This is a genomic window from Leucobacter exalbidus, assembly GCF_017834145.1.
GTDB lineage: Bacteria > Actinomycetota > Actinomycetes > Actinomycetales > Microbacteriaceae > Leucobacter > Leucobacter exalbidus.
In genome coordinates this window covers 365,024-389,686 of record NZ_JAFIDA010000001.1, presented here as the reverse complement: position 1 = coordinate 389,686, position 24,663 = coordinate 365,024, and the positions used below count along the sequence as shown (strand labels likewise).

Genomic DNA, 24,663 nt, shown 5'->3' with positions numbered 1-24,663 from the left:
CTTCTAGCTCGAGACCTCTTGGTAGGCGAACTGCAGCACCGACTGATCGACGCCGGCGAGCACGCGGGGCTTCGCGATGTCATCGAGCACGATGAAGCGCAGCATCCCCGCGCGAGCCTTCTTGTCGCGCTGCATCGCAGCGAGCAGGCTTTCCCAGCGGCCGCCCGGGTAGCTCAGCGGCAGCGTGAGTGAGCTAAGAACGCGGCGGTGGCGGTCAACGGCCTCGTCAGAGAGCGATCCGGCCATGCGGCCCAGCTCGGCGGCGTACATCATGCCGATCGAGATGGCGACGCCGTGACGCCACTGGTAGCGCTCGGCGTGCTCGATGGCGTGGCCGAGGGTGTGACCGTAGTTCAAGATTTCGCGCAGGCCGCCCTCGCGGAAGTCCTCTGAAACGACGCGCGCCTTCACGGCGATTGACAGCTCGACCACGCGCTGAAACTCGGGGGTGGTCGGATCGGTGGCCCGGTCAACGTCGGCCTCGAGGATCTCGAGGATCTCGGGCTCGGCGATAAAGCCGCACTTGGCGACCTCAGCGAACCCGGCGAGCAGTTCGTTGCGGGGCAGCGTGGCGAGCAGGTCGAGGTCGCAGATCACCGCGGCGGGCGCGTAGAACGTGCCCACGAGGTTCTTGCCCTCGGTCGTGTTAATGCCGGTCTTGCCGCCCACTGAGGCGTCAACCATGCCCAGCACGCTCGTGGGAATCTGCACGAGACGCACTCCGCGCAGCCAGGTGGAGGCCACGAATCCGGCGAGGTCGGTGGCCGCGCCGCCGCCCAGGCCGATGACGGCGTCGGTGCGGGTGAAGTCGGCCTGGCCCATGATCTGCCAGCAGAACGCAGCCACCTCGACCCGCTTCGCCGATTCGGCGTCGGGAATCTCGGCGAGCAGCACCTGCGTGTAGCGGGTGCTCAGTGCCTCGCGCAGTTCTGAGGCGACGCGCCCCACGGTCGGCGTGTGCACGATGAGTACCTTTGAGACGCGGTCGCCCAGCGCCTCGGGTACGCGCTCGAGCACGCCGCGTCCCACCGTCACGGTGTAGTTGGACTCGCCGGTGACCTGAATCTCGGTAATGGCCTGGTTCATGGGAGTACCCCGTTCATGTGCGAAATAAGAAAAATGTGTATCGCGGTCGGCTAGCGCTTGCCGCGAAAGCTGCGTGCCCAGCTCGCCACGCGACGAGCGAGCTGTTCTTTCGTTGCGCGATCGGTGCGGTAGGTGACGTCAGCGACCTCGTCATAGAGCGGTTTGCGCTCCTGCAAGATGCGCCCCCACGCATTGGGATCGTCACGCAGCAGGGGCCGACGAGACAGGTTGGCGGTGCGCAGCACCGCCTCCTGTGTGGTCATCAGCAGCACCACGGGGTGGTGTGCGAGCAGTTCGCGCGTCGACGCGGTGAGCACGGCTCCCCCGCCCAGCGCGAGCACTTTGCCAGAGCCCGCGGCAAGCTCGGCCGCGATGACCTCGGCCTCAAGCCGACGAAACTCGGGTTCGCCGTGGGTCGCAAAAAAGTCGGTGATGGGGCCGTGCGCGCGCACAAACACCGCGTCGCTGTCAACAAACGGCACACCGAGTTCACGGGCGACACGCTTGCCGAGGCTGGTTTTGCCCGCGGCCATGGGGCCCACGAACACGAGCACCCGCTCAGTGACCTTGACGGTGCCGCGCCGTCTGCGTCGGCGCCTGGCCCGCAGCGACTTCGGTGCCGCGCCGTCGGCTGAGTCAGCTGCGCTCTGCGACGTGGAGTTCTGGCCCCGCGCCCCGCGCCGCTTCAGCGGCACCACCGAGAGTGCCGCCGTGATGGGCGACATCGGGGGCAGCGGCACCGCCCCAGTTTTGGGCGCGCCACTCTCCCGCGCCTCGCTGCCGGGGGTGCCGGTCAGCGATCGCGCGGGAGTGGGGTCGACGCTGGGCGGGCCGGCTTGTCGCCCGGCCCGCCGTGAACCGCTCACGATTCGATGACGGTCGCCAGCCGCTCGGGGATGGCCGCGACATACGACTCAAGATTGCGTCGTGTCTCGGGCACGCTATCGCCGCCGAACTTCTCGGTGACCGCGTCGGCGAGCACGAGGGCCACCATCGCTTCGGCGACGACGCCCGCAGCGGGAACCGCTGAAACGTCGCTGCGCTGGTGGTGTGCCTTGGTTTCTTCACCGGTTTCGGTGTCGACGGTGGGCAGTGCGTGGGGAACCGTGGCGATCGGCTTCATGCCGGCGCGCACGCGCAGCACCTGACCGGTCGTCATGCCACCCTCGATGCCACCGGCGCGACCCGTGTCGCGCGCAATGCGGCCGTCTTCGTTGATGTGCAGTTCGTCGTGGGCCACAGAGCCACGACGTCGGGTGGTTTCGAAGCCGTCACCGACCTCGACGCCCTTGATCGCCTGAATACCCATCAGCGCGCCGGCGAGGCGCGAGTCGAGGCGGCGATCCCAGTGCACGTATGAACCGAGCCCGGGCGGCAGACCGTAAGCGAGCACCTCGACGATGCCGCCGATGGTGTCACCGGTCTTCTTCGCGTCATCGACCTCGGCGACCATGCGGGCGCTCGTGGGAGCGTCAAAGCAACGCAGCGGATCAGCGTCGAGAGCATCAACGTCGGTGGGACGGGGCAGCGAGGCGCCAACGGGCACCTCAACATCACCGATCGACACGGTGTGGCTGACAAGGGTGATCCCGAGCTCAGCGAGGAACGCACGAGCGACCGCACCGAGCGCTACACGCGCCGCGGTTTCGCGGGCGCTGGCGCGCTCGAGCACCGGGCGGGCTTCAGCGAAGCCGTACTTCTGCATGCCCGTGAGGTCGGCGTGACCCGGGCGGGGGCGGGTGAGCGGGGCACCACGACCGCGACTCTTCTCAGAGAGTTCGGTCTTTTCGGCGCTCATCACCTCGGTCCACTTGGGCCACTCGGTGTTGCCGATACGAATGGCCAGGGGGCCACCGATCGAGACACCCTGCACAACGCCACCCGAGATGTTCAGTTCGTCCTGTTCGAACCGCATTCGAGAGCCTCGGCCATACCCCAGTTTGCGCCTGGCGAGATCAGCACGGATCTCGTCAAGTGAAACGGGCACGCCCGCGGGTAGGCCCTCGAGGACAGCAATCAATTCTGGGCCGTGAGATTCTCCGGCAGTGAGCCAACGCAGCATAATCACTATCCTCCCATATCTGGGGGGCCCAAACATATTCGGTGCGACGTTAGATTACGCTGCGGCCTCTCGCATGGCCTGCAATACCCGTGCTTCATTGGGCAATGTGGCCGTGGGTGACCCCATCACGAAGATGCGCACCTGCACCAGGGCCTGCTCGACGAGCATGTCGATGCCGCTGTGCGCGGTGCCACCGGCGGCACGCCAGGTCTGGGCGCCGTGTGACGGCCAGGGGCTATATGCCACGTCAAAAAGTGGCGCAACGCCCGCGGGCACGGCGAGCCCGCTCCAGTCCACTCCGTGACCGGGCAGCGTCGAGATCACGAGCGTGGGCGATCCAGGCGCGGCTGCCTCCTCCGGTGTCACCGGTGTCGCAGCGGGCAGCAACTCTGCAGCCGCCATTTCCAGCGGCGCACCGGTCACCCCGGGCGTGCCCGCGAAGCGACGGGTGATCTCCGTGGCCGCGGTCAGCCGCCGCGCCATCACCGTGATGTGTTCGGCGCCGAGGCTGCGCGCGGCAAGCACTGCAGAGCCCGAGGTGGCGCCGGCACCCAGCACGATCGTGCGGGTCGCATCGAGGCCAGCGCCCGCAATCGCGCGGGCGAGCCCTGCGACATCGGTGTTAAAGCCAGCCCACTGCGGCGCCGCTGCACGCGACGTCTCTGCATGAGCCATCCCAGCATGCGCTGCAGATGCCATTGCTTCGTCATCGACGCGCAGCAGCGTGTTCACGACCCCGCTTTCAACGGCGACGGGGTCGAGCGACACGGCGCTGCGATACGCCTCGTCTTTCAGCGGCATGGTGACCGAGAATCCGCGCCACTCGGGGCCGCGGCCCGCAAGTAGCGCGGCGAGCGATTCCTCGCCGCACCGAATCGCCCGGTACTTCCAGTCCAGGCCGAGCTCGCGGTATGCGGCCCGGTGGATCAGCGGTGATTTCGAGTGCGCGATCGGGTGACCGAGCACTGCGAGCTGCCGCGCGGGGGCGGCAGCCGCAGCCACAGGGGTCATGGTCAGCAACCCTGGTCGGGGTTGGCGACGCACCACTCGTTGAGCACGCCGACGGCGGCGTTGTGTTCATCTTGTGTCACGCTAAACACGGTCTCGCGTGTTTCGAGGTTCACGGCCACGAAGTAGATCCAGTCGCCGGGGGTGGGGTTGAGCGTCGCCTCGATGGCGTCGGCACCCGGGTTAGCGATGGGTCCCTTCGGCAGGCCCTTGTGCACGTACGTGTTCCAGGGATTGTCGTCAGCCAGCGCTTCGTTGGTTGACCAGACGCTACCGTCATCGTGCTGACCCATGCCGTACTGCGCGGTCGAATCCATCTGCAAGATCATGTCGTCGGCGAGCCGGTTGTAGATCACGCGCGACACCTTGCCGAAATCTTCCAGGCGACCGCTCTCGCGCTGCACCATCGCGGCGATGGTGAGCACGCGCTCACGCTCGCCCTCTTCGACACCGAACTCGCTGAGTACTTCTTTTTGTCGGTTGACGAGGCGCTGAATGGCCTCCTCACCCGTCGTAGTTTCTTCGAACTCGTAGGTCGCCGGGAACAGCCAACCCTCGAGGCTATCGACGCCCTCAGGAAGCCCGTACTGCGAGGGATCCTTGGCGGCCTTCTGCAGCTCCTTGAGCGGAATATCGGCGCCGGTGGCCACGAGCTCGAGCGTCTGCTCGACCGTCTTGCCTTCGGGAATCATCGCCGTGAATGCGAGACGGTTCTCGGGATCCTGCAGCGCCGCAAGCGCCGCCTTCGCGCTCATGTGCAGCTTCAGGCTGTACGAACCCGGCATGAACTCGACATCGGGCGATTTCACCAGCAGGTCGTAGAACGCTTCGCTCGTCTTCACCACATCGGCGGTGGCGAGCGAGCGGGCGATGTCTTCTCCGATTTCGCCCTCTGAGATGACGATGATAGCGTCGCCGTCACCCTCGCCCTCGTAGTCGTTGGTGGTCCACCCCATGGCGAGCGACACCGAGGTGCCGTACTGCGACCACAGGTATGACCCCGCCGCGGCGAGGCCACCCAGCAGCAACACCGTCACCAGCAAAGAAATCGTGAGGCGCTTGGCCACGCGGCGGCTCTTCGCCCGCTTTTCTTCGCGACGCACAGCCGCCACTCCCCCGTCAGATGGCCGTGCGTTCACTAGCTAGTCCCCTCGTTCAGCTCAACCGCCTCACCCGGGGCAACCCCCCGGGAGCGTTCGGTATCGAGCGCATGCTGCAAAATCACGACGGCCGCGGCCTGATCGATGATGCTGCGGCTCTGTTTCGTTTTCTTGCCTGCCTGGCGCAGCTGCCCCTGGGCAGACACCGTCGACAGGCGCTCGTCAACGAGGCGCACCGAAACCTCGGCCGCCGCGAGATGCCGAGCGAGCCGCTGCGCGAACTCCACCGCGTCGTCAGTCGACAGGGTGCGCTCGCCACGCATATTCAACGGCAGCCCCACGATCGCTTCCATCGCGCCAAGCTCTGCTGCGATTTCTGCGATCCGGATCAGGTCTTGATCCCCACCCAGATCGCGCGGCACCGTCTCGACCGGGGTCGCAAGCATCGCGTGGGGGTCGCAGCGCGCGACCCCCACACGGGCCTTGCCGACATCAATGCCGAGGCGTACTCCTGGGCGCACTAGCCCGCCAGGCTTCGACGGATCTCGGCGAGAGCCTCACCGATCTTCGAAACATCGGTGCCACCGCCCTGAGCCAGGTCGGGCTTGCCGCCACCGCCGCCGCCGAGCACCTTCGCGCCCAGCTTCGCAATGTCGCCAGCCTTCACGCCCGCCTCGCGAGCGAGGGGGGTCGTGGCCGCAAGCACCACGGGCTTATCGGGGCCATCGCCACCAGCGATGGTGCCCGCGAGCACGACCACGCCGGCCTCTGCGCTCAGCCGCTCACGCAGCTGCATCGCGAGGGTGCGCAGATCGTCGGCTGAGCCCACGCGGCCCAGGTCGGCGAGCACGGTGCGCGAGGCACCCACCTCTTCGGCCTTTGCCAGCAGCTCGGGCACGCGGGCCGCAAGCTTCTCGGCCTCCATTGAGGCGACCCGCTTCTCGGCGGCCTTGAGCTGCGCGCCCAGATCCTGCACGCGCGTGATGAGCTCGGCACGGGGCACCTTCAGGCCGCTCGTGAGCTGCTGCACGATTGCGCGCTCAGCAGCGAAGTTACGGAAGGCATCCATGCCAACGAGTGACTCAATGCGGCGGTTCGCCGAACCCACGCTCGTTTCAGAGACGAGGCTGATCAGCCCGATCTCAGCCGAGTTGGCAACGTGCGTACCCGCGCAAAGCTCGCGCGACCACGGGCCACCGATGTCGACCATGCGCACGCGATCGCCGTACTTCTCGCCGAACAGCGCCATCGCACCCAGTGCCTTCGCCTCGGCGATGGGCATCTCGCGCGTGACCACCTCGTGGTTCGCACGAATGGCCAGGTTCGAGATCTCTTCGATCTCGCTCTTGGTGTCGTTCGACAGCGCTTCAGAGTGCGTGAAGTCGAGGCGCAAGTAGCCCGACTTGTTGTACGAGCCAGCCTGGTGAGCACCCTCGCCGAGCACCTGGCGCAGCGCCGCGTGCACGATGTGGGTGCCCGAGTGGGCCTGGGTGGCGCCGCGACGGTAGTCAGCGTCAACGTGGGTTTCAGCCCGCGCATCGACCGCGACGGTGCCCACGAGCACCTTCACCGTGTGCACGATCAGGCCGGGAACAGCCTTCTGCACGTCGAGTACCTCGGCTTCAAACCCGTCGCCCACGATGAGGCCCTGGTCGGAGTCTTGGCCGCCTGCCTCAGCCCACAGTGAGGTCTCGGCGAGCACGATCTCGGCGATCTGGCCCTCGTGCGCTTCCTGTGCGGGCACGCCGTCAACGACGATGCCGAGCACGCGGCTCTCATGGGTGAGCTCGGTGTAGCCCGTGAAGACGGTCTCACCGAGGCCGCGAAGCTCCTTGTACACCGACAGGTCGGCGCGCTGGCCCTTCTTGGCCTTCGCATCGGCCTTCGCACGGTCGCGCTGCTCCTGCATCAGAGAGACGAAGACCTGCTCGTCGACACTGACGCCGGCATCGGCGGCGATCTCGAGCGTCAGCTCGATCGGGAAACCGTGGGTGTCGTGCAGCAAGAACGCGGTGTCGCCGGCAACGGCGGTGTGCGCGTCGGTAGCTGCGGCGACCGCGGTCTGCAGAATCTGGATACCCGAGGCGAGGGTACGCAAGAACGTCTTCTCTTCGGCGTAGGCGACCTTCGAAATGTGATCGAAGTCCTGTGCAACAACGGGGTACGCGCCCTGCATGGCGTCGCGCGACACAGGGAACAGCTCGGCGAAGCTTGCGCCCATGACACCCATCAGGCGCATCTGCAGCACGACACGGCGCAGCAGACGACGCAGAATGTAGCCGCGGCCCTCGTTTGAGGGCGTCACACCGTCTGAGATCAGCATCAAACCGCTGCGCACGTGGTCAGCGATAATGCGCAGGCGCACATCGTCGGCGTGGTCTGCACCGTACATCTTGCCGGCAACAGCGGCCGCGCGATCGAGCACCGGGCGAACCTGGTCGATCTCGTACATGTTGGCGACGCCCTGCTTGATGAACGCGACGCGCTCAAGGCCCATGCCGGTGTCAATGTTCTTCTTGGGCAGCTCACCGAGAATGGTGAAGTCGGTCTTCGACTTCACGTCGGCGACCTGGTACTGCATGAAGACCAGGTTCCAGATTTCGACGTAGCGGTCGTCATCGGTGGCGGGGCCGCCGTCGATGCCGTGCTCGGGGCCCATGTCGAAGAAGATCTCAGAGCAGGGGCCTGCGGGGCCGGGCTGGCCGGTCGACCAATAGTTCGTGTCCTTGCCGAGGCGCTGAATGCGTTCGTCGGGCAGGGTGGAGTGCTCGCGCCACAGCGCGATGGCCTCTTCGTCTTCTTCGTAGACGGTCACCCACAGGTCTTTGGCCTCAAACCCGAGGCCGCCGTCTGCTTCGCTCGTGGTGAGCAGCTCCCAGGCAAAGCGAATCGCGTCTGCCTTGAAGTAATCACCGAATGAGAAGTTGCCGCACATCTGGAAGAAGGTGCCGTGGCGGGGCGTCTTGCCCACTTCTTCGATGTCATTGGTGCGAATGCACTTCTGCACGCTGGTGGCGCGGGGGTACGGCGCGGGCACCATGCCCGAGAGGTACGGCACGAACGGCACCATGCCGGCCACCGTAAACATCAGGCTCGGGTCGTCGCTTACTAGAGAAGCCGAGGGCACAACCGTGTGCCCTCGCTTTTCAAAGAAGTCGAGCCAACGGCGGTGAATCTCGGCGGTCTGCATCCGTGTCGTATCCTTCTACGTTTCAAACTGCAAGTAGCGCGTGTGCGTTACTGCTTGGTGGTGAGGTCGCGCAGTGCGGCCTCGAAATCTGCGTCGTTCGGTTCGGCTTCGTGATAGCCGTTTGAGAACGCACGGCCAAACTCCTCTAGCCCGCGTCCGACGCGGTCAAAAAACCGGCGCCCCTCGGGCGTCTGATTGACGAAGTGTGCGGCGATAAAGCCCAGCACGACCCCGTTGAGTAGCCACAGCAATTTGCGCATGACTTGCTCCCTTCCGACATCGATTGGGCGCGGCAAGACCGCGCGTAAAATCATCATCCCCCAGCTTAGCGGGCGCCATTCAACAGCGTGCATACGCGCCAGGGAAAACACAGCGAGGGGTGTCGGAAAGAATCCGACACCCCTCGCAATGGGAAAAGCTTAGCGGCCTGAGTAGTACTCAACCACGAGCTGTACTTCACACGTCACGGGAATCTCGACGCGCTTCGGACGACGCAGCAGGCGTGCCTGCAGCTTGTCCAGCTCGACCTCGAGGTAACCGGGGACGGGGGGAAGAACCTCAGCGTGGCCACCAGCGGCTGCCACCTGGAAAGGCTCGGTGCCCTCTGAACGTGCCTTCACGTGGATCTGCTGACCCGGCTTGACGCGGAACGAGGGGCGGTCAACGATCTTGCCGTCAACCAGGATGTGGCGGTGCACAACCATCTGGCGTGCCTGTGCGGTGGTGCGGGCGAAGCCTGCACGCAGCACGAGCGCGTCAAGACGCGTCTCAAGGATCTCGACCAGGTTCTCACCGGTCAGGCCGTCCTGACGACGGGCTTCCTTAAACGCAATGGTCAGCTGCTTCTCGCGAATGCCGTACTGGGCGCGCAGACGCTGCTTCTCGCGGAGGCGAACGGCGTAATCGCTGTCGCTCTTACGCTTGGTGCGGCCGTGCTGGCCGGGGCCATAGGGGCGCTTCTCCAGGTACTTAGCCGCCTTCGGCGTCAGGGCAATGCCCAGTGAGCGCGACAGGCGGGTCTGGGAACGGGTACGCGACGTAGTCGACACGTGGATCCTTTCGGGTTTGCTATTCGCGATTCAGGTTGAATCGCGCGTTCTCTCGGCTGTGTCACGTCCGCACTAATCTGGATGATCCTGGCTGCAAAGCAACCCGGGCCACCGCTCTAGTGCTCGCGACGTAACGAACCGTGTTTCGGTGAGGGAACGACCAGCGCAGAAACCCGGCTACGGGGTACCTGCCATTGTTGTGTCGTGGGCAGCCGCTCACGAACGCAATGTTGGCCAACGAAAACCCTACCACGGTTTTGCCCTCGGGGGCTACGAACCTCTCGTGATGCGCCGGATCTTTTCCAAGCGATCTGCCACCTCGCGTTCGTTGCCGTGCTGCGTGGGAGCGTAATACTCGCGCCCCACCAACTCGTCGGGCAGATACTGCTGGGTCGACACGCCGCGCGGGTCATTATGGGGAAAAATGTATCCCTGCCCGTGGCCGAGTCGCTTCGCGCCCGGATAGTGCGCATCGCGCAGGTGTTTGGGCACGAGACCGAAACGGCCGGCCTTCACATCGGCGATCGCCGAATCGATGGCGTTGATCACGGCCCCCGATTTCGGCGCCGTCGCGATATAGATCGTGGCCTCGGCGAGCGGAATGCGCGCCTCGGGCAGCCCAATCATTTGGGTGGCCTCTGCGGCGGCGACCGCGATCACGAGCGCCTGGGGGTCGGCGAGCCCCACATCTTCTGCCGCGTGCACCATGAGCCTGCGCGCAATGAACCGCGGGTCCTCCCCCGCCTCGATCATGCGGGCGAGGTAGTGCACGGCAGCATCGGGGTCAGAACCGCGCATCGACTTAATGAAGGCGCTGATGACGTCGTAGTGTTGATCACCCTTTTTGTCGTATCGCAGCAGCGCCCGATTGACGGCGAGCGAGACGAGCTCAGCGGTGATCCGGGGTCGCTCATCATCGCCCCGCTCGGCGGCGAAGGCCGAAGCCGCCGCAGCCTCGAGGCCCGTGAGCGCACGCCGCGCATCGCCCGAAGCCAGCTGCACCAGGGCGTCGTAGGCCTCATCATCGACGTCGAGGGCGTCGGCAAAGCCGCGCGGGTCGCTAGCCGCCCGCACCAGAAGTGCGCGCAGATCGGTCTCGATGAGTGGCTCGAGCGTCAGCAGCAGTGAGCGCGACAGCAGCGGGCTGATCACCGAAAATGATGGGTTCTCGGTCGTCGCCGCGATCAGCGTGACCCAGCCGTTTTCCACGCCGGGCAGCAGCGCATCCTGCTGCGCCTTGGTGAAGCGGTGAATCTCGTCGAGAAACAGCACAGTCGGAATGTCGAAGAGATCGCGGTCATTGAGCGCGCGTTCCATCACGGTGCGCACATCCTTGATGCCGGCGGTAATGGCCGAGAGCTCAACAAATCGGCGGCCACTCGTGTGGGCAATTGCCTGCGCGAGGGTCGTCTTGCCCGTGCCGGGCGGGCCCCACAAGATCACCGACACGGCGCCGTTGCCCCCGTCGGAGGCGAGGGTGCGCAGCGGAGAGCCCGGCAAAAGCAGGTGTTGCTGGCCCACAACTTCGTCGAGAGAGCGGGGCCGCATACGCACGGCGAGCGGCGCAGTATGCGCTGGAGGAGTGTGGGTTGTCACACTCCCATGCTACTTAAGCGCCAAGCTGTGGCATAGTGGAGTGGTCTATCCGTACGGTCGGCACGCCGACCGCCCTTCCACTATGACAGGTGAGCAAAACCGTGACTGAAGCGACAGGCCAGAACCCCTGGGGACGAGTCGATGAGGACCGCACGGTCTACGTGCGCGAGGGCGAGGGCGAACGCGCCGTCGGCGCCTTCCCCGACGGGACCGCAGAAGAAGCACTCGCATACTTCGAACGCAAGTATGCCGATATCGCAGGTCAGGTGACGCTTCTCGAAGCGCGCATCGCCCGCGGTGTTGCAGACGCTTCGGCGGCCGATACCGTAGCGAAGCTGCAGGAAACCCTCGTTGAGCCGGCAGCCGTTGGCGATATCGAAGGCCTGCGCACTCGCGTAGCTGCACTCGTAGAGAAGACTGCTGTACTCACCAAGCAGCAGAACGCAGAGCGCGACGCGGCCAAGCAGGCTGCAGTCGCCAAGCGCGAAGCAATTGTCATCGAGGCCGAGGCACTCGCTGCCCAGCCCGAGGCTTCCATTCGTTGGAAGGACACGAGCGAAGCGTTCGAGAAGCTCTTCACCGATTGGCAGACCGCTCAGCGCAGCGGCCCCCAGGTGCCCAAGGCACAGGCTGACGCGATGTGGAAGCGGTTCCGTGCCGCACGTCACTCGTTCGATGCCGCGCGCCGCGCCCACTTTGCCCAGCTCGACGCCAACAACAAGGACGTCAAGCAGCGCAAGGAGCGCATCATCGCTGCAGCCGAGGCGCTCGCGCCCCGCGGTATCGAGGGCATCCCCGCGTACCGTTCGCTGCTCGATGACTGGAAGGCCGCAGGCCGCGCGAGCCGCAAGCTCGACGACCAGCTGTGGGCCCGCTTCAAGGCTGCAGGCGATCAGCTCTACGCCGCAAAGGCCGCAGAAGCCGCTCAGACGAACGAGGAGTACACGGCCAACCTCGAAGCCAAGGAAGCCATCTTGGTCGAGGCTACGCCCATCCTCGAGGTGAAGGATCACGCTGCAGCCCGCAAGCAGCTCACCGCGATCCAGCTGCGCTGGGACGAGATCGGCCGCGTGCCGCGCGAGTCACTGCGCGAGGTCGAGGGTCGTCTGCGCAAGATCGAAGATCACGTGAAGGCGCTCGAAGAGGATCACTGGCGCAAGACCAACCCCGAGACGCAGGCTCGCAGCGAAGGTCTGCGCGGCCAGCTCGAGGCGTCAATCGCTGAGCTCACCGCTGAAATCGCTGAGGCGACCGCCGCGGGCGACACGAAGGCGAAGGCTGCCGCCGAGCAGACACTGGAGACCCAGCGTTCATGGCTCGCCGCCATCGACGGCTAATACCGCAATACCCGTGCCGAGCTTAGGCTCCGCACACCTGACACGATGCCGCTGGCTCTTCGGAGCCGGCGGCATCGTGCGTTGGTAGCATCGTGCGTTGGTGGCGGCCATTCGCCCCCGGGCGCGAGCACCCAGCACTTATCCACAACTCGACTCGGGGGTCTGGCCTTTCGCCCGCGGTCCCCGCATGATGCTGGTATGCCCCAGACATCTTCAGCACCCAGCACTGTCGCCTCCAGTGCTCCAGAGCCCTGCGCCCTCGCTCCCAGCGCGGCATCCCCCAGTTCCACCGTTCCCAACATCACCGTTCCCAGGCTCCACACTTCGAGGCCTGGCCGCACCCGCATCAACTTTGAACGCTGGCCCGCCGCCGTGCGATCGGCCGAGCTGGCGCACGGCACGCTCGTGCGCTGCGGCCCGGGGGTGCGCCTCGCGGCGTGGCCTGACACGCCAGCGACACGCGCGCACGTACTGCGGGAGCTGCTCGGCACGAAACTTATCCCGATCTTGATCTCGGCGGCGTGGGTGTGGGGCTGCGCGGGTGAGCCGGGCTCCCCCATCAGCTGTTCAACGCGCGGCGGCGGCAGACCCAAACTCGCGTGCGCCCGCACCATGCGCGTGCACGAGTTTCACTACGCCGCCACCGACCTCGTCGCTTGCGATGGGGTCGCGTTGCCAACGCCAGAGCGCACGGTGTGCGATCTGTTGCGACTGGAAGAAACATTCACCGTGAGCTTGGCCGTCACCTGCCGCCTCCTCGTGCAGCGCGGGCAGCTGTCACGTGAGCGCTGCCAGGCGGCACTGCACGCGGGACCCGGGCGTCACCGAGCCCGGGCGCTCACGCGCCTCGCCGCGTTGCTCTAGGAGATTGCTGTTCGCGCAGCCCGCGCCAACTAGTTCGTGATGCGGTAGACGTCGTAGACGCCCTCGATGCGTCGCACCGCGTTCAGCACGTGATCGAGGTGCGTGGCGTTGGCCATCTCAAACACAAACTTGCTCAGCGCCAAACGCGAGGTCGAGGTGTTCACCGACGCCGACAAAATGTTGACGTGGTGCTCAGAGAGCGTGCGCGTCACATCTGAGAGCAGACCCGAGCGGTCGAGCGCCTCGACCTGAATCTGCACGAGGAACACGCTCTTGTGCGTGGGCGCCCAGTCGACGTCGACAATGCGCTCGGGCTGCTGCTGCAGCGTGATGAAGTTGTGGCAATCAACGCGGTGCACCGAGACGCCCTGACCCTTGGTGACGAAGCCGCGAATCTCATCGCCCGGCACCGGGGTACAGCACTTGGCGAGTTTCGCCAGCACATCGCTGGCACCCTTCACCATCACGCCGCTCGAGTCGGTGGAGCGAGACACGCGTGGCGCCTCAATGATGGGCATCGTCGCGAGCGCCGGTTCAGACGAGGTCTGCTCGTCGAACACGAGCGCGGTTACCTTTTCGACGACGTGCTGCGCCGAAACGTTGCCCTCGCCCACCGCGGCGTAGAGCGCCGCCACATCGGCGTACCGCAGTTGCAGGGCGACCTGCTGCAGTGACTCAGAGTTCATCACGCGGTGCAGGGGCAGCCCCTGCTTGCGCAGCGTCTTGGCGATGTCGATCTTACCGGCCTCGGCCGCCTCTTCGCGGCGCTCCTTGGTGAACCACTGGCGAATCTTGTTCTGAGCGCGCTTGCTCTTCACAAACGTCAGCCAGTTTTGGTTCGGCCCACCCTCGGGGTCCTTCGAAGTAAACACCTCAACAACGTCGCCGTTTTGCAGTGACGTTTCGAGCGGCACGAGGCGGCCGTTCACGCGGGCACCCATCGTGCGGTGCCCCACCTCGGTGTGCACCGCATACGCAAAGTCCACCGTGGTGCCGCCCTCGGGCAGACCGATCACGCGGCCCTTCGGCGTGAAGACGTACACCTCTTTCGCGCCAATTTCGTAGCGCAGCGCGTCAAGGAATTCGCTCGGGTCTTCGGTCTCGGCCTGCCAGTCTGAGATGTGGGCCAGCCACGCCATGTCATTGGAGCTGGGGGCAGTACCGTTTTGTGCGCGCTGCTTATACTTCCAGTGCGCGGCGACACCGTACTCGGCGCGCTGATGCATTTCTACCGTGCGAATCTGGATCTCGACCGCGCGGCCATCGGGCCCGATCACGGTCGTGTGCAGCGACTGGTAGAGATTAAATTTGGGGGTGGCGATGTAGTCCTTGAAACGCCCCGGAATGGGGGTCCACCGCGCGTGCACCGCACCGAGCACCGCGTAACAGTCGCGAATCGACGACACGAGCGTGCGAATTCCCACGAGGTCGTAGATGTCATCGAAATCTCGGCCGCGCACGATCATCTTCTGATAAATCGAGTACAGCTCTTTCGGGCGGCCGGTGACTTCGCCCCTGATCTTGCTCTCGCGCAGGTCAGCTTCGATCGACGCGGTCACCTCGCCGACAATCTTCTCGCGCTCGGGGTTGCGCTGCGTCACCAGATTTTCAATCTCGGCGTAGAGCTTCGGCTTCAAGACGGCGAACGAGAGATCCTCGAGTTCGGCCTTGATCGACTGGATTCCCAGGCGGTGCGCGAGCGGCGCATAAATCTCGATGGTTTCTTGCGCTTTACGCTTCGCCGAGTCGCTGGGTACGAAGCCCCAGGTGCGCGCGTTATGCAAGCGGTCGGCGAGCTTAATGACGAGTACACGAATATCGCGCGACATTGCGACGACCATTTTGCGTACCGTCTCGGCCTGAGCCGAGTCGCCGTACTTCACCTTGTCAAGTTTGGTGACGCCATCAACGAGCATGGCGATTTCTTCGCTGAACTCTGCGGTGAGCTGTTCGAGCGTGTATTCGGTGTCTTCGACCGTGTCGTGCAGCAGTGCGGCCGCGATCGCGACCGGTGCCACGCCCAGCTCAGCAAGAATCTGAGCGACGGCGATGGGGTGGGTGATGTAGGGCTCACCACTGCGGCGCTTCTGGCCGCGGTGGGCGCGCTCTGCCACCGTGTATGCGCGTTCGATGACGCTGAGGTCGGAGCGCGGATAGTTTCCGCGCACCGTGCGAATCAGCTGATCGACCGCGCCGGGCGCGGTGCCGCGTGAAAAAATTCGAGGTACTAGGCGCCTGAGCGCAGCCGTACCGCCCTGCGAAACGTCACTGGCTACCATGTCAGACCTCCTCGAATGATTGAACGCTACACCACACCCGGCATTTCCAACGAACCGGGCTCTACGACGCGCTGGTCGCGGGCGAGGCCGGCTCGTCGGCGACTGCCGTTGCGGCGGGTTCTTCGCCGCGCAGCTTCAGTGCCTTTGCATCGTGACGCTTGATATCTTCGTCGCTCTCGCGCAGGTGTGCGTACACCGGCGATGCGATGAAGATCGTCGAGTATGCGCCGACCAAGATGCCGATGAACAGCGCCAGCGAGATGTCGCGCAGCGTGCCAGCACCGAGCACGAATGCGCCGATGAACAGAATCGACCCAACGGGCAGCAACGCGACAATCGAGGTGTTGATCGAACGCACCAGCGTCTGGTTGACACCGAGGTTCACGGCCTCGCCGAAGGTCTGGCGCTCGCTGAGCTGACCGGGCAGGGTGTTCTCGCGGATCTTGTCGAACACCACCACGGTGTCGTACAGCGAGTAACCGAGAATCGTCAAGAACCCGATCATGGCCGCGGGCGTGATCTCGAAGCCAGAGGCACCGTAGATGCCAGCGGTAATGACGAGGTCGTGCAGCAGGGCGATGATGGCCGCGAGCGACATCTTCCAGGTGCGGAAGTACAGGGCCATCACGAGCGCCGCAAAAATCAAGAAGACGAACAGTGCAATCACTGCCTGCTTCGTGATGTCTTGGCCCCAGGCCGGGCCAATGAACGAATACGTCACTTCATCGGCTGAGACGTCGTACTGCTCAACCAGCGCGGCGGTGACTGCACGGTTGTCGGCATCGGTGAGGGCCTCGGTCTGCACACGCAGGTCGGTGGGACCCACGAGCGTGACGCGAGGTGCGCTCTGCGGCAGCACCGATTCAACGGCCTTCTGCGCAACCGCCGGGTCGCGATCCTGCCCCTCGGTGAGGTGCACCTGGAACTGGCTGCCACCGGTGAACTCAATACCGAAGGTGAATCCGCCACGGGCGAGCGGCCCGATGATGGACAGCAGAATCAATACCACCGATACCGCGTACCACAGGCGACGCTTACCGATGAAGTTGATCGACTTCTCACCGGTGTAGAGCGCGTTGCCAAAATCTGCGAATGAACGAGCCATGTTAGCTCTCCTTTCCAGCGGCGGCCTTGCGCTCCGCAATGGTCTGTCGGCGCTCGGCTTCGCGAGCACTCTTCACGTTCTTTTTGCGATCGGCCTTCGCCGGTTCGCGGAATGCTGCGCGACCGCGGTACACCGCGCCGAGTGCCTGCGGATCGAGACCCGAGAACTTGTGGCCGGTGCGGTAGAACTTCGTGCGTGCCAGCAGCGTCATCATCGGGTGCGTGAACAGCGCAACCACGAGGATATCGACGAGCGTGGTGAGGCCGAGCGTAAACGCGAAGCCCTTCACGCTACCGACGGCGAGGATGAACAGGATCGCCGCGGCGAGGAAGTTCACGCCGTCAGAGGCGAGCACCGTTCTGAAGGCTTTCTTCCAACCGTTTTCAACCGCGCTCTCGATCGAGAAGCCGTCACGCAGAGCGTCACGTATTCGCTCGAAGTACACGATGAAGGAGTCGGCGGTGAAGCCCACGGCGACGATGATGCCGGCGACGCCCGCGAGCGAGAGTCGGTAGCCCTGTCGCCACGAGAAGAAGGTCAACAGCAGGTACGTCAGCACACCGGCCACCACGAGTGAGGCAATGGTGAGCGAGCCGAGCGCACGGTACTGGAAGACCGAGTAAACGACGACGGCCAGCAGACCGATGAGGCCCGCGAGCAGGCCGGCCGACAGCTGGCTGGTGCCGAGCGTTGCCGAGATATCCTCTTGGCTCTGCACGGTGAAGTCCATCGGCAGTGCGCCGAACTTCAGCTGATCGGCGAGGGCCTGAGCCGACTCCTGAGTGAAGCCGCCGCTGATGGAGGGGCGGCCGTCAAGAATCTGGCCCTGCATGGCGGGGGCAGACAAAACGTTGCCGTCAAGCACGAAGGCGAACTGGTTCTGCGGTTCAGCAGCACCGAACAGGCGCGTGCTGATCTTGCCGAAGTCAGCGGTGCCCTTCTTGTTCATCGTGATCTGCACGACCCACTCGCCGGTGGTTGCACCGCTCTGGGTGGTGCCCATCTGTGCGGTGGCGTCGGTGATGACGTCGCCGCCGAGCTCGACGGGGCCGAGCAGGTACTTCGCCGTGCCGCTGTCATCACAGGTGATGAGCGGTCGGTCGGCCTTCGCATCGCGCGAGTCAAGGGCCTCTTCCGATGCACAGGTGAAGGCCTCGAACTGCGCGAGCAGCGCGGGGGTCGCCCACGCCAGATCGCCGGCGCTCTTCGGCAGCGGATCAGGGTCAACAGGACCCGCGGCTGCTTCTTCGAGCGCCTTTTCTTGAGCGGCCCGCTCCTTTTTCTCTTCGGCCGTGGCGTCGTCAGCCAGGGGCTGCTGCATGTTGACGCCCATGCCAATGGTGAGCACGGGGCGGAAGTCGAGCTTCGCAGATGCCTCGATGCGCTGCAGCGTGGCCTCATCAGCCTTACCCGGAATAGCTACCGAGATGTGCTGATTGCCCTGCGTGGTAATTTCTGCCTCTGACACACCCGCCGCGTCAACACGCTGCCGAATGATCGACACCGCCTGCTGCAGCTGGTCGCCAGCAATGGCTTTACCATCGGTCTGCTCGGCGGCGAGCAGAATCTGCGTGCCGCCCTGCAGGTCGAGGGCCAATTTGGGGGCCCAGGTTGCGCCGCTGCGCTCAACGCCGTAGGCGATGAGACCAGTGAGACCAACGATAACGATCAGAAGGAAAATCAGGGATTTACGAGCCCTGCGCACAGCGGGAGACGACGCCACGGTGACTGCTTTCTATGAGAAATTGAAGGGTGCCGAGATGACACCTCGGCTTACGCCTTAGGGGTCTGCTCTTCGCCCGGGTTCTCGGTTGAATCAGCTGAGGTGGGCTCTTCAGCCGCTGCCTCGGTCGTTTCAGCGGCTGCGGCGTCTGCCTGCGCTGCTGATTCGCCGCTCGCGAGACGCTCGCCGAAGGCGGGATCGTCGTCGGGAGCGATGTCGCTTGACTGGCTAGCGTCAGCTGAGTCAGCGAGCGGGGTCACGACCTGGCTAATGGCGTTGCGGTGCACAATGAGGGTGCTGTTGCCGCTGCGAACCGTAGCGCGGTTCGTTTCTTCGTCGATCTCTTCGAGCGTCGCGAAAATGCCCGACTGAAGCATCACCTCGGCGCCCGGTCGCATGTTGGTCTGCATCTCTTCCATAGCAGCCTTGCGCTTCTTGCTGTTGCGGAACATGAAGAAGATCATCACTGCGATGAGGGCAAACATCATGAGGGTAATCGGGTCCAAGGGAGGTCCTTCCAATGAGCGTGCACGCACGCGGGGCACAGATCTTGCCAGCCTATCGTGATTTAGCTGACAGCTCGCCCCCGGGACCAAAGCTGAAAATCTTTGATCCGGATCATTGCCTTAGACGGGCCGCAGCCCAATATGTTCCCAGCCCAGCCGCGTCGCCACGCGGCCGCGAGGGGTGCGCGTGAGCAGGCCCGCACGCACCAAAAACGGCTCGACGACGGCCTCAATGGTCTCGGCTTCTTCGCCCACCGACACGGCAAGCGTTGAGAGCCCGACGGGGCCGCCCTCGAAACGTTCGACGACCGCGCGCAGCACCTCGCGGTCGAGGCGGTCGAGGCCGTGATCGTCGACGTCGTAGAGCGCGAGCGCCGCGCGCACGGCCGCGGTGTCCCCCGGCGTATCGTGCACGAGGCTGTAGTCGCGCACGCGGCGCAGCAGCCGGTTCGCGATGCGGGGGGTGCCCCGTGAGCGGCGCGCGATCTCTTCGAGCCCCGTCTCAGAAACTTCGAATCCGAGTAGGCCCGAGGCGCGGGTTACCACGCTCGTGAGCTCATCGTCAGAGTAGAACTCGAGGTGCGCGGTAAACCCGAAGCGGTCGCGCAGCGGGTTGGGCAGCAGGCCAGCGCGCGTCGTGGCACCCACCAGGGTGAACGGCGCAAGCTCGAGCGGCACCGAGGTCGCGCCGGCGCCCTTGCCCACCATAATGTCGACCTTGAAGTCTTCCATCGCGAGGTAGAGCATCTCTTCTGCGCTGCGTGCCATGCGGTGAATCTCGTCGATAAACAGCACCTCGCCCGGGGTGAGCGCAGACAGTACCGCGGCGAGGTCGCCGGCGTGCTGAATCGCGGGGCCCGAGGTTTGGTGCAGCGGCTTGCCCACTTCGGCGGCCACGATCATCGAGAGCGTCGTTTTGCCCAGGCCGGGCGGGCCGGCAAGCAAGATGTGGTCGGGGGTGTGGTTGCGCATGGCGGCCGCGTTCAGCAGCAGCCCCATCTGCTTGCGCACCTTCGCCTGGCCCACAAACTCATCGAGGGTGGCGGGGCGCAGCGCGCCCTCGTAGCCCTGATCGGTGGGGGTGGCCTGCGCCGAGAGCTCGTCGCTCATCGCCCGCCCCCTCGTGCCGCCTGCAGCAGTGCGAGCGAGGCACGCAACAGCCCGGCGTTATCGGTGGGGGCGCCAGCGGCCAGCGCGTCTTCGACGGCGCCGGCGGCGGCCTGCTCGTTCCAGCCGAGGCCCATGAGGCCATCGCGCACGGCGTCGGCGTGCGATGCCGCGCCACCCACGGGGGCGACTGTTTCGTCGGCGTAGCTGGCGGCCTGCAGTTTACCGGCGAGCGAAATCACGATCAGCTTCGCGGTTTTCGGGCCAATACCCGACACCTTGCGAAAGACCTTCTCGTCTTCGGCCGCCACCGCGCGCGCAACCTCTGCCGGGGTGAGCGTCGAAAGCACGCCCAGGGCGCTGCGGGGGCCGACGCCGGTGACCCCGATGAGGTGACCGAAGACTTCGAGCTCGTCTGAGGTTTGAAAGCCAAACAGGGTGAGCGAGTCTTCGCGCACCACCAGTGAGGTGTGCACGGTGACGACGTCGCCGACCGAGGCCTGCGACACCCGCCCACTGGGCAGTTCCACTCGCATGCCGAGCCCACCGACACCTACTACGGCCCAACCGGCCCCTGACGAGAGCACTGGGCCCGACAATGATGCAATCACACGCTCACTCTAAGGTGCGCAGCTGCCAGACAAACGTCGCCGCGCCGCGCATTCGAACAAAAGTACGAATGGGCGGCGCGGCGACGGGTTTTCAGCCCAACTCGGGCACCAGCTTCTGCTGGCGCCGGGGCTGATAATGCAGCTAGTTAGACAGCGGCTGCGACCTTCTCGGGTGCGCTGTTGCGCACGGCACGGTTGACCGCGCTGACAATCGCCTTCAGCGTCGCCCTGCTAGTGTCGGCATCGATACCGACGCCCCACAGGCGCTGGCCGTCAACCTCGAGGTCAACGTACGAGGCGGCAACCGCGTCGCCGCCCGAGCTCATCGCGTGCTCGACATAATCGAACAGGGTGACGGTGTGGCCGTTCGCATTGAGGCCGTTGATGAAGGCATCTACGGGGCCGTTACCGCGTGCGGTGAGCTGACGATCGTCGCTACCCGCGCGGTAGTCAACATTGAGCTCGGTGACGCCGTCGCCGGCACTCGTTGATGCGGTGCGGAACAGTTCGTACTGGCCCCAACGATCAGACTCGGGCGAAGCGGCGGGCAGGTACTCATCTTGGAAGATGGTCCAGATGGCGTCGCTCGACACCTCGCCGCCCTCGCTGTCGGTGACGTTCTGCACGACGGCGCTGAACTCAATCTGCAGCCGGCGCGGCAGGTCGAGGTTGTGGTCGGTCTTGAGCAGGTACGCGACGCCGCCCTTACCCGACTGCGAGTTCACGCGAATCACAGCTTCGTACGAGCGGCCGAGATCCTTGGGATCAACGGGCAGGTACGGCACGGCCCACTCGATCTCGTCGACGCTCACGCCTGCGGCCTCGGCATCCTGCGCCATGCGCTCGAAGCCCTTCTTGATGGCATCCTGGTGCGAACCCGAGAATGCCGTGTAGACGAGGTCGCCAGCCCAAGGGCTGCGCTCCGGGACGCGCAGCTGGTTGCAGTACTCCACCGTGCGACGCACCTCATCGAGGCGCGAGAAGTCGATCTGCGGGTCGATGCCCTGCGTGAACATGTTGATGCCCAGCGCAACGAGGTCGACGTTACCGGTGCGCTCACCGTTACCGAAGAGGCAGCCTTCGATGCGGTCGGCGCCCGCGAGGTAGCCCAGCTCGGCCGCGGCAACGCCCGTACCACGGTCGTTGTGCGGGTGCAGCGACAGCAGCACGTTCTCACGGTGGTTCAACCGACGGCTCATCCACTCGATCGAGTCGGCGTAAACGTTGGGGGTCGACATCTCTACCGTGGCGGGCAGGTTGATGATGACCTTGCGATCGGGGGTCGGCTCGAAGATCTCGATGACGGCGTTCGATACCTCGAGCGCGTATTCCAGCTCGGTGCCGGTGTACGACTCGGGTGAGTACTCGTAGAAGACCTCAGTGCCAGCGCAAATGTGCTCGCTCGCGCGGCACATCTTGGCGCCCTCGATGGCGAGCTGCTTGATGCCCTCGCGGTCTTGACGGAACACGACGTCGCGCTGCAGCACACTCGTCGAGTTGTACAGATGCACGATGGCCTGCTTGGCACCGATGATCGATTCGTAGGTGCGCGTGATCAGGTGCTCGCGCGCCTGCGTCAGCACCTGAATGGTGACGTCATCGGGGATCGCGTCTTCTTCGATCAGCTGGCGCACGAAGTCGAAGTCGGTCTGGCTTGCCGAGGGGAAGCCCACCTCGATCTCTTTGTAGCCCATCTTCACGAGCAGATCGAACATGACGCGCTTGCGCTCAGGGCTCATCGGATCGATCAGCGCCTGGTTGCCATCACGCAGGTCGACGGCGCACCAGCGCGGGGCCTTCTCAATGCGCTTCGACGGCCAGGTGCGGTCGGGCAGATCTACCGGGATGATCTCGTGGTAGGGACGGTACCGGTGGAACGGCATTCCTGAGGGCTGCTGCGTGTTCTTCATTGACTCGTCTTTCTCATCTTTGGGGTTTTCAGCCAAACACGAACACCGCGACGAGGACGGCCGATGTGGTTAGGCCTCGTCGCGGCAGCTAAGAAGGAGCGTACCGAAGAGCATGGTTTCAATCTAGCACACGGCTGCTGGCGAAAGACGCGCCCGTGACACGCGCCGTCTTGCACGCACCGCTAGCGTAGAAGACATGGTCGCTCACTCGCCACACTCCCCCGCACCCACCGCGCGCATTATCGCACTCGCGGTCGCGCTGCTGTGTGCCCTGCTGCTCTCGGGTGCCTGGCAGGCGCTCACCGCACGGCCCGCGCACGCCGACGTGCAGAATTTCAGCTATGACCGCTGGCACGTTGCCGCCGACATTGGTGTCAACGACGAGGGCCGCGCCACTGCGCGCTTCACCGAGACCATCACCGCAAGGTTCCCAGATCACGATCAGAACCGCGGTCTCGTGCGCGGCATTCCCGGCCGCTACGAGGGGGCGCCCCTGTCGCCCAGGGACTTCACCGTCACCGACGTTGCGGGCGACGCGGTGCCCTTCGAAATCGAACACGATGACGGCTTCACCGCGGTGCTCACGGGCGATGACCGCTATCTGCACGGCGTGCACACCGTCGTTATCAGCTACACGCTCAGCGACGTCATTCTCGCCCGCGATGACGGCGCCCGCGACGAGTTCTACTGGGATCTGCTGGATTTCGAACACGCGCAGCAGGTCGATTCGTTCTCGGCCGAGGTCACCTTTGATGCCGCGCTCGCCGAGCAACTCTCGGGCGACGCGCGCTGCTACGCGGGTGCCGCGGGCTCTGACGCTGAGTGTGTGATCGAACGCGGATCCGGATCAGCGGGCGCAGAACCTTTCAACCCGGCCGCGGCGACCTGGAGCGTGGCCCCGCTCACGCTCGAGGCGCGCGAGGGCGTCACGGTCGCGATCGGGCTCGCGCCGGGCGCGGTGACCCAACCGGCGGCGCGGCTGCCCAGTTTCGCTCTCGACATCGCTCCCCTGCTGATCGCTGGCGCGGGCCTCCTGCTGAGCGCCGCCGCGTGCGTGAGCGTGATGCGTATGCGCCGGAAGCGGCGCGTGCACCGCGGCACGATCGTCGCGCAGTACGACGTGCCCAGGCAATGGCCCCCGCTGCTTGCCGCCGAGCTTGCGGGCACCTCGCCCCATCCCGTGCCTGCTCAGATCGTGCATCTCGCGGTCACGGGCGCCCTCAGAATCGAGCTCGAGAGCAAGCCAGATGGCACCCTCGTGAGACCGAAGAAACAGCGGCCGCGTTTGCGGTTGGTGGATCCGGCGGTTGCAGAAGAGCCGCTCGATCACGCCACGGTGGCGCGGGTGTTTAGTTCGGCTGTGCCCGGCACCGTATTTGAGGTACCGCGCAAGAGCGAGAAGTTTGCGAGCCGCATGGAGAAACTGCGCAGCGACGGGCGCGCTGCGGCGTTCAAGCGCGGGTACGTCACGCGCGTGTACTCTGCGGTGGGCCGCGTGTTGGGTGTGGCGGGGCTGGCGCTCACCGCCGCCGCGTTCGCGCTCGGATGCGTCGCGATCGGGCAGCGCGAAAGTCCGCTCGCATTCGCGGCTATTCTCGTCGAGATCGTCGCCGTCGTGCTCGCCGTCATCGGCGTCAAGCGGCACCGGGTGTTCACCGCGCAGGGCGCCGAGGCCCGCGAGTATTTGCTGGGCGTGCGCGAGTTTATTCGCGTGGCCGAGGCCGATCGCATTGCGATGCTGCAGTCGGTGACGGGTGCCGAACGGCTGCCGGCCGGCGACGCGTCGGTCGTGCAGCTGTACGAGCGGCTGCTGCCCTACGCGATGCTGTTTGGGATGGAGAAGGAGTGGACGCGCGCGCTTGAGGTGCAGTATGAAGCGACGCCGCAGGGCGCGAGCTTCGCACCCCACTGGGTGGCGGGCACGGGCGCCGTGGGCCTCATCGGCGTCGGCAGCGCGCTCGAAAGCACCATCTCGCAGTTCACGTCCACGTTCACCTCGGCTGCGGGCTACACCGCGAGCAGCTCGGGCGGATCAACCGGCGGAGGTTTCGCCGGCGGCGGCGGGGGTGGCGGATTCTCGGGCGGCAGGTAGCTCTCGCCCCACTGACGCAGAAAGCCCCAGTTCAGTGA

Annotated in this window: 20 protein-coding genes; 3 read left to right on the top strand and 17 right to left on the bottom strand. The window is 65.2% G+C overall.

Going from position 1 to position 24,663, the window contains the following annotated elements:
* Positions 1-3: 3 nt before the first annotated feature.
* The 10 genes from aroB to JOF28_RS01725 form a co-directional block, all read right to left on the bottom strand.
* Positions 4-1,086 (bottom strand): 3-dehydroquinate synthase, encoded by a 1,083-nt coding sequence (aroB, locus tag JOF28_RS01770; RefSeq protein ID WP_209704198.1) that lies wholly within the window; start codon positions 1,084-1,086, stop codon positions 4-6.
* Positions 1,087-1,136: 50 nt separating this feature from the next.
* The gene (locus tag JOF28_RS01765; RefSeq protein WP_342452048.1) at positions 1,137-1,952 is read right to left on the bottom strand and encodes a shikimate kinase; all 816 of its coding nucleotides are present in this window, start codon (positions 1,950-1,952) and stop codon (positions 1,137-1,139) included.
* Positions 1,949-3,148, bottom strand: coding sequence for a chorismate synthase (aroC, locus tag JOF28_RS01760; protein WP_209704197.1), 1,200 nt, complete (start codon positions 3,146-3,148; stop codon positions 1,949-1,951). The genes JOF28_RS01765 and aroC overlap by 4 nt, the downstream gene beginning before the upstream one ends.
* Before the next feature lie 54 nt (positions 3,149-3,202).
* Positions 3,203-4,159 (bottom strand): shikimate dehydrogenase family protein, encoded by a 957-nt coding sequence (locus JOF28_RS01755; protein WP_209704196.1) that lies wholly within the window; start codon positions 4,157-4,159, stop codon positions 3,203-3,205.
* Positions 4,160-4,161: 2 nt separating this feature from the next.
* Positions 4,162-5,295: an endolytic transglycosylase MltG gene (mltG, locus tag JOF28_RS01750; protein WP_342452047.1), complete on the bottom strand. Its 1,134-nt coding sequence runs from the start codon at positions 5,293-5,295 to the stop codon at positions 4,162-4,164.
* The gene (gene ruvX, locus JOF28_RS01745; protein WP_209704195.1) at positions 5,295-5,777 is read right to left on the bottom strand and encodes a Holliday junction resolvase RuvX; all 483 of its coding nucleotides are present in this window, start codon (positions 5,775-5,777) and stop codon (positions 5,295-5,297) included. Before ruvX ends, mltG begins: the two co-directional genes overlap by 1 nt.
* Positions 5,777-8,446 (bottom strand): alanine--tRNA ligase, encoded by a 2,670-nt coding sequence (alaS, locus tag JOF28_RS01740; protein ID WP_209704194.1) that lies wholly within the window; start codon positions 8,444-8,446, stop codon positions 5,777-5,779. The genes ruvX and alaS overlap by 1 nt, the downstream gene beginning before the upstream one ends.
* Positions 8,447-8,493: 47 nt before the next feature.
* The gene (locus tag JOF28_RS01735) at positions 8,494-8,706 is read right to left on the bottom strand and encodes a hypothetical protein (protein WP_209704193.1); all 213 of its coding nucleotides are present in this window, start codon (positions 8,704-8,706) and stop codon (positions 8,494-8,496) included.
* 159 nt (positions 8,707-8,865) lie between these two features.
* Entirely contained in the window at positions 8,866-9,495 is a 630-nt protein-coding gene (gene rpsD, locus JOF28_RS01730) for a 30S ribosomal protein S4 (protein WP_209704192.1), read from the bottom strand.
* 270 nt (positions 9,496-9,765) lie between these two features.
* Positions 9,766-11,043 (bottom strand): replication-associated recombination protein A, encoded by a 1,278-nt coding sequence (locus JOF28_RS01725; RefSeq protein ID WP_209706682.1) that lies wholly within the window; start codon positions 11,041-11,043, stop codon positions 9,766-9,768.
* A 149-nt stretch (positions 11,044-11,192) separates the two neighbouring features.
* On the opposite strand from JOF28_RS01725, the gene JOF28_RS01720 reads away from it, so the two are divergent.
* Complete coding sequence (locus JOF28_RS01720; RefSeq protein ID WP_209704191.1) at positions 11,193-12,428, top strand: DUF349 domain-containing protein; 1,236 nt, start codon at positions 11,193-11,195, stop codon at positions 12,426-12,428.
* 198 nt (positions 12,429-12,626) lie between these two features.
* Positions 12,627-13,292: a hypothetical protein gene (locus JOF28_RS01715; RefSeq protein WP_209704190.1), complete on the top strand. Its 666-nt coding sequence runs from the start codon at positions 12,627-12,629 to the stop codon at positions 13,290-13,292.
* A 29-nt stretch (positions 13,293-13,321) separates the two neighbouring features.
* Here the strand turns inward: JOF28_RS01715 and JOF28_RS01710 are convergent, their stop codons facing one another.
* The 7 genes from JOF28_RS01710 to leuA all read right to left on the bottom strand — a co-directional run bounded on the left by JOF28_RS01710 (position 13,322) and on the right by leuA (position 22,533).
* Positions 13,322-15,571: a RelA/SpoT family protein gene (locus tag JOF28_RS01710; RefSeq protein WP_209704189.1), complete on the bottom strand. Its 2,250-nt coding sequence runs from the start codon at positions 15,569-15,571 to the stop codon at positions 13,322-13,324.
* A 61-nt stretch (positions 15,572-15,632) separates the two neighbouring features.
* Positions 15,633-16,676 carry a protein translocase subunit SecF gene (secF, locus tag JOF28_RS01705; protein ID WP_209704188.1) on the bottom strand — a complete coding sequence of 348 codons (1,044 nt, stop codon included), beginning with the start codon at positions 16,674-16,676 and terminating at the stop codon, positions 15,633-15,635.
* Between the two features lies 1 nt (position 16,677).
* Complete coding sequence (gene secD, locus JOF28_RS01700) at positions 16,678-18,399, bottom strand: protein translocase subunit SecD (protein WP_209704187.1); 1,722 nt, start codon at positions 18,397-18,399, stop codon at positions 16,678-16,680.
* Positions 18,400-18,449: 50 nt separating this feature from the next.
* Positions 18,450-18,905: a preprotein translocase subunit YajC gene (gene yajC / locus JOF28_RS01695; RefSeq protein WP_245189826.1), complete on the bottom strand. Its 456-nt coding sequence runs from the start codon at positions 18,903-18,905 to the stop codon at positions 18,450-18,452.
* Between the two features lie 120 nt (positions 18,906-19,025).
* The gene (gene ruvB, locus JOF28_RS01690) at positions 19,026-20,015 is read right to left on the bottom strand and encodes a Holliday junction branch migration DNA helicase RuvB (protein ID WP_209704186.1); all 990 of its coding nucleotides are present in this window, start codon (positions 20,013-20,015) and stop codon (positions 19,026-19,028) included.
* The gene (gene ruvA / locus JOF28_RS01685; protein WP_209704185.1) at positions 20,012-20,623 is read right to left on the bottom strand and encodes a Holliday junction branch migration protein RuvA; all 612 of its coding nucleotides are present in this window, start codon (positions 20,621-20,623) and stop codon (positions 20,012-20,014) included. The genes ruvB and ruvA overlap by 4 nt, the downstream gene beginning before the upstream one ends.
* A 146-nt stretch (positions 20,624-20,769) precedes the next feature.
* Positions 20,770-22,533 (bottom strand): 2-isopropylmalate synthase, encoded by a 1,764-nt coding sequence (leuA, locus tag JOF28_RS01680; protein ID WP_209704184.1) that lies wholly within the window; start codon positions 22,531-22,533, stop codon positions 20,770-20,772.
* Positions 22,534-22,729: 196 nt separating this feature from the next.
* On the opposite strand from leuA, the gene JOF28_RS01675 reads away from it, so the two are divergent.
* Positions 22,730-24,625: a DUF2207 family protein gene (locus JOF28_RS01675; protein WP_209704183.1), complete on the top strand. Its 1,896-nt coding sequence runs from the start codon at positions 22,730-22,732 to the stop codon at positions 24,623-24,625.
* Positions 24,626-24,663: the final 38 nt, after the last annotated feature.

What these genes read in the sequence shown, in the direction of transcription:
- aroB (WP_209704198.1), bottom strand. Translation starts at nt 1,086, where the DNA reads ATGAACCAGGCCATTACCGAGATTCAGGTCACCGGCGAGTCCAACTAC.
- aroC (WP_209704197.1), bottom strand. Translation starts at nt 3,148, where the DNA reads ATGCTGCGTTGGCTCACTGCCGGAGAATCTCACGGCCCAGAATTGATT.
- JOF28_RS01755 (WP_209704196.1), bottom strand. Translation starts at nt 4,159, where the DNA reads ATGACCCCTGTGGCTGCGGCTGCCGCCCCCGCGCGGCAGCTCGCAGTG.
- alaS (WP_209704194.1), bottom strand. Translation starts at nt 8,446, where the DNA reads ATGCAGACCGCCGAGATTCACCGCCGTTGGCTCGACTTCTTTGAAAAG.
- JOF28_RS01735 (WP_209704193.1), bottom strand. Translation starts at nt 8,706, where the DNA reads ATGCGCAAATTGCTGTGGCTACTCAACGGGGTCGTGCTGGGCTTTATC.
- JOF28_RS01725 (WP_209706682.1), bottom strand. Translation starts at nt 11,043, where the DNA reads ATGCGGCCCCGCTCTCTCGACGAAGTTGTGGGCCAGCAACACCTGCTT.
- JOF28_RS01715 (WP_209704190.1), top strand. Translation starts at nt 12,627, where the DNA reads ATGCCCCAGACATCTTCAGCACCCAGCACTGTCGCCTCCAGTGCTCCA.
- JOF28_RS01710 (WP_209704189.1), bottom strand. Translation starts at nt 15,571, where the DNA reads ATGGTAGCCAGTGACGTTTCGCAGGGCGGTACGGCTGCGCTCAGGCGC.
- secF (WP_209704188.1), bottom strand. Translation starts at nt 16,676, where the DNA reads ATGGCTCGTTCATTCGCAGATTTTGGCAACGCGCTCTACACCGGTGAG.
- ruvB (WP_209704186.1), bottom strand. Translation starts at nt 20,015, where the DNA reads ATGAGCGACGAGCTCTCGGCGCAGGCCACCCCCACCGATCAGGGCTAC.
- leuA (WP_209704184.1), bottom strand. Translation starts at nt 22,533, where the DNA reads ATGAAGAACACGCAGCAGCCCTCAGGAATGCCGTTCCACCGGTACCGT.
- JOF28_RS01675 (WP_209704183.1), top strand. Translation starts at nt 22,730, where the DNA reads ATGGTCGCTCACTCGCCACACTCCCCCGCACCCACCGCGCGCATTATC.